We start from the raw sequence: 10086 nt of genomic DNA, 5'->3' as shown, positions 1-10086 counted from the left end.
GATGATGCCCTCCACGGTGGGGTCGATGCCCGCTCGTTGTGGTGGGCGCGCACCGAAAGGGCCAGCCGCTGGCGCCGCAGCTGGAAGAACTGGGCGCCGCCTGGGACGGCCTGGTGCGGACCGCGGCGCGCTACCGCATGGTGTCCCTGGACACCGTGCCGCCCAAGCCGGGGGTGTACCGCTCGGACCACGGCGGCGCAGAGCTGGTGGGTGAACGGTGGCTGGTGTCCCCGGCGGGGCTCGGCGCGTTCCTGGCTGCCCTGCCCGAGCCCATGCTGCTCGGATCCATCGAACTCGCGGACGGGTCGACGGCGGTCGGGTTCGCCTGCGACGCTGTGGCTGCCGCGGGCGGGGAGGACATCACCCGCTACGGTGACTGGCTGGCAGATCGCAGCGCGGAGCGCCAGCCCAAAAGCGTCTGGCAGAACCTGGGAGACGCGGCCCTGGCCGGCTTCAGCAGGGGGGAGCGCACCTGACCCCCTCCCGACCATGGAGTTTTTGTCCAGATGTGCAGGCTTCAAGGCACCTTAACCCTGCACATCTGGACAAAAACTCGGGGCCGTGGCCGTGACTAGCCCTTGAAGTACTCCGAGATGTCCGTCACTAGCTCATCAACGGCGGCAGGGATGGAACCGTGGAAGCCTTTGGGGGAGAGCTCGTACGTGCTGCCGGGCACGGCGGCGTGCAGCCGCTCCGCCGTGGCCTTGTAGTAGCTGGGGCTCTTGCCGCCGGCCATGAAGTGGGTGTTGGCGGGCAGCACGCTGAAGTCCCTGGCGTGGTCCGCCTCCTTGTACGCGGCGCGCAGCTCTCCAACGCCGCTGGGCATGACCTCGCGGAACATCCTGTTGATCTTGGTCCGGGACAGCACGGCCATCAGCCCGGCAAGGACCGGCTCGGGGATCTTGGACATCGCCGAACCGGCGCTGGTGGCCTTCTTCATGTGGGCCAGGGCATGCCCCACCCTGCCGTTGTTCACGGCGTCCTCGAACCCGTCCAGCCAGCCGGTGTCGATGCTGCCGTCAATGTTCACGGCGGGGTCGTACACCGCCAACTTGTCCGGCACGTACGTGGTACCGGTGAACTCCTGGACGGCGTTCAACGCCACGGAACCGCCCAGGCTGTGGCCCAGGATGTTCCGGGCGCCGGTGGCATCCAGGACGGTGCGGACGTCCGCGATCTCAGTGGCCATGGAGTAGTCGGCGGGCTGCTCGGAGGAGCTGCCGCGGCCGCGGCGGTCGTACACGTCCACGGCCCAACCTTCGCCCAGGCCCTTTGCCAGCGCCTCGGAAAACGGACGGTAGATCAGGGCAGTCAGGAAGGCGCCCCCGATCACCAGCACACGGCGCTCTCCCGGCGCATCCTCGGTGCCGTAGCTGTACAAAGCCAGCCGGCCGCCGTCGTGCGTTGGAAGTACCTGTTCTTTCACCACCCCATCCTAGGCAGGACTGCGCAGCTGCCCAGGCACGCCCGGGACCGGGCGGGTTGCGCCCGAATCCTGCGTCCCCGAAGTCCCGGTAAACTTGGGGATTGTGACTTCCCAAAACACCCCCGCGCCCAAGAACGCCCCAGAGCCGCTCGACGCCAGCGAGCAGATGCGGATCCGCATGGAGAAGCGCGCCAAACTCATCGAGCGCGGCGCCGAGGCGTACCCGGTGGGTGTGGAGCGGACGCACTCCCTCGCCGAGGTCCGCGAAAAGTACGCCCACCTCGAGGCGGACGACACCACCGGCGACATCGTCGGCGTCACCGGACGCGTCGTTTTTGTCCGCAACACCGGAAAGCTGTGCTTCGCCACCCTCCAGGAAGGCGGAACCGACGGCAAGGGTACCCGGCTGCAGGCCATGCTCAGCCTCGCCAATGTGGGTGAGGAAGCGCTCGCCGACTGGAAGGCGCTGGTTGACCTCGGGGACCACGTGTTCATCAAGGGCGAGGTCATCTCCTCCCGTCGCGGCGAGCTCTCGGTCATGGCGGAATCCTGGTCCATGGCATCCAAGGCCCTCCGCCCCCTGCCGGTGCTGCACGCCGAACTGAACGAGGAAACCCGTGTCCGCCAGCGCTACGTGGACCTGATGGTCCGCGACGAAGCCCGCGAGATGGTCTACACCCGCGCAGCCATCACCCGCTCCATCCGCGAGACGCTTTTCCGCCACCGCTACGTGGAGGTGGAAACCCCCATCCTGAACCTGGTCCACGGCGGTGCCCTGGCCCGCCCGTTCGAGACCCACATGAACGCCTTCGACCAGAAGATGACCCTGCGCATCGCCACCGAGCTCTACCTCAAGCGTGCCGTGGTGGGCGGGATCGACCGCGTCTACGACATGGGCCGCGTGTTCCGCAACGAGGGCGTGGACTCCACCCACAGCCCCGAGTTCACCACCCTTGAGTGCTACGAGGCGTGGGCTGACCAGTTCGTCATGGCTGAGCGCATCAAGGAGATCATCCTCGACGCCGCTGACGCAGTGGGTGCCGGACGTGTCCTCCAGACCGAGGCAGGGGAGATCAACCTCGACGGCGATTGGGCATGGCTTGCCGTCTACCCGGGCCTTTCCGACGCCGTTGGCCAGGAAGTCACGCCGGAGACACCGCTTGAGGTGCTTCGCGGGATTGCCGAAAAGCACGAGGTCAAGGTGGACCCGAAGTGGGACGCCGAGAAGCTGGCTGTTGAACTGTTCGGCGAGATCGTTGAGCCAACGCTGCTGAACCCCACCTTCGTGTACGACTACCCGCCGTCGGCCCAGCCGCTGGCCCGCCCGCACCGGGAGGACGGCCGGCTGATCGAGGCCTGGGACCTCATCATCGGCGGCATGGAGCGCGGCACGGCCTTCTCCGAGCTGATCGACCCCGTCATCCAGCGTGAACGGCTCACCGAGCAGTCGCGCCACGCCGCGGCCGGTGACGTCGAGGCCATGCAGCTGGACGAGGACTTCCTGCGCGCACTCGAGTACGGCGCTCCTCCCATGGGTGGAATCGGTCTGGGGATTGACCGCCTGGTCATGCTGTTCACCGGTGCCGGAATCCGCGAAACCATCCTCTTCCCGCTCCTCAAGCCGGAAGGGCACTGACCATGGAGTACGTGGCCGTCCTCCTCCCGTCCATTGTGGTGGGCCTGCTTTTCTGGTTCGCCATGAAATCGATCTTCAACGCGGACAAGGCCGAGCGGCAGGCCGAAGCCCAGGCCCAGGCAGAAGCTGAAACCCGGACTGCGGCACCCGTTGACCGGCCTGACCCTGAATCGAATAGATAAAACCCCACACTTTCCCCCTAATATCCACAGGAACCATTCGGCGCTTTGACGCGTTGCCATAAAAAGAGTCATACTTTTTAGGAAACATCCTGCTTTTCTGAAAACCGAACCCTTTCCAAAAGGAAGTCTTTTAAATGGCACAGAAAGTAAACATCATCCTCGTTGATGATCTGGATGGGGGATCCGCAGACGAGAATGTAAAGTTTGGCCTTGACGGGGTCAACTACGAGATTGACCTTTCGGCGTCAAACGCCGCCGAGCTCCGCTCTTCGCTTGAGCGGTTTGTTGCAGCCGCACGGAAGTCCTCCGGCGGCGGCCGGGCCGTCCGAACCAAAGCAGCAGCCAGCGGCCGCAGCCACGATTCTGCCCAAATACGGCAGTGGGCGCGTGAAAACGGCTACACGGTTAACAGCCGCGGCCGAATTCAGGCCGAAATCCAGGAAGCCTACCAAAAGGCAAATTCCTAGTTCCGGATCACCTGCTGCCCTTTTTGCCCTGCCTCCGCCTGAGTGCGAAGGCAGGGCTTTTTCACGCGAGCGGAGCACGTACCGCCACAGCTAAGACGATTCCGTCCCGAATGGTCCAGCGGCCCTTCCAGCTCAGCAATGTCAAATCGCCGGGCTGGCTTTCACAAAGGCGAATGAAACGTTCTATGCCGATTCTTCGCCACAGCACGGGACTGCGCTTTTACCGCCTTGGCGTTACCGTCACCACTGCCCGAGAGCGGCCCAAGCGACGCTAAGTGCAACAACGCCAGCCAGAGACAACCAAGTGCGGTGCAGATTCCAGCGCGTCCACCTGATTTCATAAGTACGTCTTCCCGCTGCAGCGTCTCCAAGCCTGGCGGCCACCGCGAGTTGGTTGTTCAGGGGAATGTTGACGCAGAAGGTGATTGCCATGGTGGCTGTGTAGCAGGCCAGGGCGACGGAGACGGGCGCGGCGCTGTCAAGCCCATTGCCCCACGAAAACGCCGACGCGGCAGCCAGGGAAAGGAATGCTCCGAAGAAGCTCAGCGCGAAGACGGGGGTCTGGATCGCCGAATTGATCTGGGACATCGCGCTGACGAATGTCGCATCATCCGTAGAGCGCAGGCCCGGCATCACTGAGCATGCATAGGAATAGTAGAGCCCGCCGATTCCGGCGAGGGTAACGGTCGCAGCGCTGAGAAGCAGCGTGATGGTAAGCATGGCTCCGGTCCTGTGGTGGTGGCCCGGCCGGTGTCAGCGGGCCGGGAGGGAGAACCCAGACTCGACGCTACCCCCGTTACGGCAAGCCGCCGGCATGAAGGGCCCGCCTGATACGGAATCACATGAAGGTGAGCGGGGCGGGTATGTCGTGCTGCCAGTGCTGTTGGTTGGGTTGAAGTATGGAAGACAGCGAGCCCATTGAGGCGACCACACAGGCAAACGACGGCACTATCCTGGTCATCGGCGGCACCGGCAAGACTGGCCGCAGGGTGGCTGAGCGGCTCGCGGGCCGAGGAATCTCCGTCCGTATCGGGTCCCGCTCAGGGTTTCCCGCCTTTGACTGGGATGACGAAACCACGTGGGACGCTGCGCTCCGCGGCGTTGACAAGGCGTACGTCACCTACTATCCCGACCAAGCCCACAGGAATACCGGCGTCGCAAACCGAAAACCACGGGCCTCACGCCAGCTGGCGGCTAGCCTGGCCAGCCCTGGGCAATGGCTCCGGTTTCCCCTGTGGCGAACACGCTCCCCAAGTCTGGGTCAGCCACGTAGCATCAAAGTACGTCGTAGCTAGGAGTGTGGCGAAATGTTTGAGCGATTTACGGACCGTGCCCGTCGCGTAGTTGTGCTTGCCCAAGAAGAGGCACGCATGCTGAACCACAATTACATCGGTACCGAACACATCCTCTTGGGTCTGATCCATGAGGGTGAGGGTGTTGCCGCCAAAGCTCTTGAGTCCTTGAGCATTTCGCTCGACGGCGTTCGCGAGCAGGTGCAGGAGATCATCGGGCAGGGCCAGCAGGCGCCGTCCGGCCACATCCCCTTCACCCCCCGTGCCAAGAAGGTGCTGGAGCTCTCGTTGCGCGAAGCCCTCCAGCTGGGCCATAACTACATCGGCACGGAGCACATCCTGCTGGGACTCATCCGCGAGGGTGAGGGTGTTGCCGCCCAGGTGCTGGTCAAGCTCGGCGCCGACCTGAACAGGGTCCGCCAGCAGGTCATCCAGCTCCTTTCGGGCTACCAGGGCAAGGAGACCACCGGCGCAGGCGTCGGCTCCGGACAGCCCGAGGGCGCACCTGCAGGATCCGTCGTCCTGGACCAGTTCGGCCGCAACCTCACTCAGGCTGCGCGCGAGAACAAGCTGGACCCGGTCATCGGGCGCGAGCAGGAGATGGAACGCGTCATGCAGGTCCTCTCCCGCCGTACCAAGAACAACCCGGTCCTGATCGGCGAGCCGGGCGTCGGCAAGACGGCCGTCGTCGAGGGCCTGGCCCAGGCGATTGTCCGCGGCGACGTCCCCGAGACCATCAAGGACAAGCAGCTCTACACCCTGGACCTCGGTTCGCTGGTGGCAGGCTCTCGCTACCGCGGTGACTTCGAAGAGCGCCTGAAGAAGGTCCTCAAGGAAATCCGCACCCGCGGGGACATCATCCTCTTCATCGACGAGATCCACACCCTCGTCGGTGCCGGTGCCGCCGAAGGCGCAATCGATGCTGCCTCCATCCTGAAGCCCATGCTGGCCCGCGGTGAGCTGCAGACCATCGGTGCCACCACGCTGGATGAGTACCGCAAGCACATCGAAAAGGATGCTGCCCTGGAGCGCCGCTTCCAGCCGATCCAGGTCAAGGAACCCTCCGTGGCGCACGCCATCGAGATCCTCAAGGGCCTGCGTGACCGCTACGAGGCGCACCACCGAGTCACTATCACCGACGGCGCCCTGGCCTCTGCTGCCAGCCTCGCCGAGCGCTACATCTCTGACCGCTTCCTGCCGGACAAGGCGATCGACCTGATCGACGAGGCCGGCGCCCGGCTGCGCATCCGCCGCATGACCGCTCCGCCGGAGCTCAAGGCCATGGACGAGCGCATCGCCAAGCTGAAGATGGAAAAGGAGTCCGCGATTGACGCGCAGGACTTCGAAGGTGCAGCTGCGCTCCGTGACAAGGAGCAGAAGATGATCACCGAGCGCGCTGAGAAGGAACGCCACTGGAAGTCCGGCGGCATGGACGACATCTCCGAGGTGGATGAGGACCTCATCGCCGAGGTGCTGGCCAACTCCACCGGCATCCCCGTGTTCAAGCTGACCGAGGAAGAATCCTCGCGCCTGCTGAAGATGGAAGACGAACTGCACAAGCGCGTCGTCGGCCAGAACGAGGCCATCAAGGCCCTGTCCCAGGCCATCCGCCGCACCCGTGCAGGGCTCAAGGACCCCAAGCGTCCCGGCGGCTCGTTCATCTTCGCCGGCCCCACCGGCGTCGGCAAGACCGAACTCGCCAAGGCACTCGCGGAGTTCCTGTTCGGTGAAGAGGACGCCCTCATCACGCTGGACATGTCCGAGTACTCCGAGAAGCACACCGTCTCACGGCTCTTCGGTGCCCCTCCGGGCTACGTCGGCTACGAGGAAGGCGGCCAGCTGACCGAGAAGGTCCGGCGCCGTCCGTTCTCCGTGGTGCTGTTCGACGAAGTGGAGAAGGCCCACGCGGACCTCTTCAACTCGCTGCTGCAGATCCTGGAAGACGGCCGCCTGACCGACTCCCAGGGCCGCGTGGTGGACTTCAAGAACACCGTGATCATCATGACCACCAACCTCGGCACCCGGGACATCTCCAAGAGTGTGGCCACCGGCTTCCAGTCCGGCACCGACACGCAGACCGGCTACAACCGCATGCGCGCCCGTGTCACTGAGGAACTCAAGCAGCACTTCCGCCCCGAGTTCCTGAACCGTGTGGATGACGTTGTGGTGTTCCCGCAGCTCACCCAGGACGAGATCATCGAGATCGTGGACCTCTTCGTCACGCGGCTGGAGAAGCGCCTCAAGGACAAGGACATGGGCATCGAGCTCACGCCCGCTGCCAAGGTGCTCCTCGCAACCCGCGGCTACGACCCCGCCATGGGTGCCCGGCCGCTGCGCCGCACCATCCAGCGCGAGATCGAGGACCAGCTCTCCGAGAAGATCCTCTTCGGCGAGATCCACGCCGGCGACATCGTCGTAGTGGACGTGGAAGGCGAAGGCGACGACGCGAAGTTCACGTTCGCCGGCAACGCCAAGCCGCGCATCCCGGAAATCGCCCCGAGCGTCTAGTTTCCACAGCCAAAGCCCCGCCACTCCGCAAGGAGCGGCGGGGTTTTCGCTTTGCCCCCCGTCCCGTCAAAGCGTTGGCATCTGGCGGTCACGGGTTACGACGCTGCGGACGGCTTCGGTGCCGGGCATCAGAGATTTCCCGGCGCCTGCTCCTTCGTCGCTTTGACGGCGCCTACATAAATCCCTGATGCCCGGCACCTCGTGCGCGGCGGCACTTAGCGCAGGCGCCGGGGTCATTTGTGTAGCTTGCGTCAAAGCGAGGAACGAGCAGCAAGCGGCAAATGGCGCCGGTGGCGGCGCGGCCCTGCCACACGCCGCTCGGGGGTAATCGTCAAGGGTGGCCGGGTGAAGTCGCGGGGGAGCTTGGTGGGTGTCGCCGCCGCCTATTTTGTGATGTGGGACACGGTCGGGTTGAATCGGGGGCATGGCTAACTTGGAACCGGCGATCCCGGATGAGCAACCTTTGACCCCTTTTCATTATCTGGACCATTACCTGTCAATCCCGCGGGTAAGCGGGCTGGCTTTGAGCCCCGACGGCCGGCGGCTGGTCACTACCGTGGCCACCCTGAACGGCACGGGCACCGAATTCGCCACGGCGCTGTGGGAGCTTGATCCCGCAGGGCAGAAGCAGGCGCGTAGGATTACCCGCAGTGCCAAAGGCGAGGCCGGGGCGGCATTCGCAGCCAACGGCGATGTCTACTTCACCTCGGCCCGGCCGGACCCGGACAGTCCGGAAGGCGACCCCGTGAACGCCCTGTGGCTGCTTCCTGCGGATGGCGGCGAGGCCCGGGTGGTGCTGAACCGGCCCGGCGGGGTGGGTGCCGTGATGACGGCCAGAGCGGCGGACGCCACGTTTGTTGTTGCGGAGGTCCTGGCAGGTTCGGCCGATGAAGACGACGACGCCGAACGCCGCAAGTCCCGCAAGGACAACAAAGTCTCCGCCATCCTGCACAGCGAGTACCCGGTCCGTTACTGGGATGCTGACCTTGGCCCGGGCCAGCCGCGTATTTTCGCCGTTGAACAGGGACCCGACAAAGCACACGGCAAGCCGGGCACCGTGGACGCCGCAGCGCCGCTCGTCCTGCGAAACCTCACCCCGGGCGCTGGGCCCAGGCTCCGCGAAGCAGAGACCGCCGTCAGCCCCGACGGCAAGACCATCTACGCGAGCTACACGAAGCCGCTGGCCAAGGCGGACAGCCGGTCCATCCTGGTGGCCGTGGACGTGGCGTCCGGCAGCACCAAGGTGCTCCTGGATGAAGAAGGCATGAGCTACTTCCCCGGGCCCGTCAGCCCGGACGGCAGCACCCTGGCAGTGGTCAGCGAGAGCGACACCACGCCGCACCAGGCACCGCAGGTCAAGCTCCATCTGCTGGATGTCTCCGGGGCTGACGGCGACACTCCGGGCGGCCTCACCCCCATAGCGCACGACTGGGACCGGTGGCCCAGGCCCGCAGCCTGGCTTCCTGACGGGTCCGCCCTCCTGGCCACAGCGGACGACGACGGCGCGTCGCCGGTTTTCCGGATCAGCGTCCCCGCCGCTTCGGCTGAAGTTGGGGTCACCCGGGTGACGGAGGACGCCGCGGCATATACCGACGTCGTGGTTTCTCCGGACGGACGCAGCGCCTATGCACTCCGGAGCTCGTACGAGTTCCCGCCCGAACCGGTCCGCATCGACCTCCAGACCGGCGAGACCACGCGCCTGCCCGCCCCGGCGGAGCGTCCCTTCCGCCCCGGCAGGCTGGAACGCATCGCGGCGACGGCGGCTGACGGTTCCCGTGTCCCGGCCTACCTTGCGCTGCCGGAGGGCGCATCCGCGGAGTCCCCGGCGCCGATGCTGCTGTGGATCCACGGCGGGCCGCTGGGCTCGTGGAATGCCTGGACCTGGCGCTGGAACCCCTGGCTGCTGACGGCCAAGGGCTACGCGGTGCTGCTCCCTGACCCGGCCCTCTCCACCGGCTACGGCCAGGCCCACATCCAGCGCGGCTGGGGAACATGGGGCAGGGCTCCGTTCACCGACCTCATGGCGGTGACCGACGCCGCCGTCGAACGCCCTGACATTGACGCTGACCGCACCGCTGCCATGGGCGGCTCCTTTGGCGGCTACATGGCCAACTGGGTGGCAGGACAGACAGGCAGGTTCAAAGCCATCGTGACCCATGCCAGCCTGTGGGCCCTGGACCAGTTCGGCCCCACGACGGATGCCTCGCAGTACTGGCTGAAGGAAATGACCGAGGACATGGCGCTGGATAACTCGCCGCACCGCCATGTGGAAAACATCAGCACGCCCATGCTGGTGATCCACGGGGACAAGGATTACCGGGTACCCATCGGCGAGGGATTGCGCCTCTGGTACGAACTGCTGTCCACATCGAAACTGGCCGCGGACCAGGACGGGCAGACGCCGCACCGGTTCCTGTACTTCCCGGACGAGAACCACTGGGTCCTCCAGCCGCAGCATGCAAAAGTCTGGTACCAGGTGGTGGAGCAGTTCCTGGCCAAGAATGTCCTGGACCAGGAGCTGCCCCTGCCGGCTGAACTGGGACTCTGAGCTCTTGGCCACCTCGTAGGATGGCTC

General features: G+C 65.3%; 8 protein-coding genes. 6 read left to right on the top strand and 2 right to left on the bottom strand.

The features are described from left to right. Positions 1-41: 41 nt before the first annotated feature. Positions 42-476 carry a hypothetical protein gene (locus tag ACKAE7_RS05800; protein ID WP_408978680.1) on the top strand — a complete coding sequence of 145 codons (435 nt, stop codon included), beginning with the start codon at positions 42-44 and terminating at the stop codon, positions 474-476. A gap of 95 nt (positions 477-571) precedes the next feature. On the opposite strand, the gene ACKAE7_RS05795 is transcribed toward ACKAE7_RS05800, so the two are convergent. Continuing rightward, positions 572-1426 carry an alpha/beta hydrolase gene (locus ACKAE7_RS05795; protein WP_408978679.1) on the bottom strand — a complete coding sequence of 285 codons (855 nt, stop codon included), beginning with the start codon at positions 1424-1426 and terminating at the stop codon, positions 572-574. Between the two features lie 103 nt (positions 1427-1529). Between ACKAE7_RS05795 and lysS the strand changes: the two genes are divergently transcribed. The 3 genes from lysS (at position 1530) to ACKAE7_RS05780 (ending at position 3711) form a co-directional block, all read left to right on the top strand. Continuing rightward, on the top strand, positions 1530-3062 hold the full coding sequence (gene lysS / locus ACKAE7_RS05790; protein WP_408978678.1) for a lysine--tRNA ligase: 1533 nt from the start codon (positions 1530-1532) through the stop codon (positions 3060-3062). 2 nt (positions 3063-3064) lie between these two features. Further along, positions 3065-3244, top strand: a complete 180-nt coding sequence (locus ACKAE7_RS05785) for a hypothetical protein (protein WP_066273147.1) — start codon at positions 3065-3067, stop codon at positions 3242-3244. A gap of 134 nt (positions 3245-3378) precedes the next feature. Further along, positions 3379-3711 carry an Lsr2 family protein gene (locus ACKAE7_RS05780; RefSeq protein WP_066273149.1) on the top strand — a complete coding sequence of 111 codons (333 nt, stop codon included), beginning with the start codon at positions 3379-3381 and terminating at the stop codon, positions 3709-3711. Between the two features lie 240 nt (positions 3712-3951). Here ACKAE7_RS05780 and ACKAE7_RS05775 read toward each other — a convergent pair whose 3' ends face one another. Beyond that, positions 3952-4431, bottom strand: coding sequence for an anthrone oxygenase family protein (locus ACKAE7_RS05775; protein ID WP_191034942.1), 480 nt, complete (start codon positions 4429-4431; stop codon positions 3952-3954). A gap of 587 nt (positions 4432-5018) precedes the next feature. Here ACKAE7_RS05775 and ACKAE7_RS05770 point away from each other — a divergent pair. Continuing rightward, positions 5019-7511: an ATP-dependent Clp protease ATP-binding subunit gene (locus ACKAE7_RS05770; RefSeq protein ID WP_104185679.1), complete on the top strand. Its 2493-nt coding sequence runs from the start codon at positions 5019-5021 to the stop codon at positions 7509-7511. Between the two features lie 424 nt (positions 7512-7935). Next, positions 7936-10059: a prolyl oligopeptidase family serine peptidase gene (locus ACKAE7_RS05765; RefSeq protein WP_408978677.1), complete on the top strand. Its 2124-nt coding sequence runs from the start codon at positions 7936-7938 to the stop codon at positions 10057-10059. The last annotated feature ends 27 nt before the right edge of the window (positions 10060-10086 follow it).

It is taken from the genome of Pseudarthrobacter sp. NKDBFgelt, assembly GCF_046097905.1.
GTDB classification, from domain to species: domain Bacteria; phylum Actinomycetota; class Actinomycetes; order Actinomycetales; family Micrococcaceae; genus Arthrobacter; species Arthrobacter polychromogenes.
This window is presented reverse-complemented; position numbering and strand designations above follow the sequence as displayed.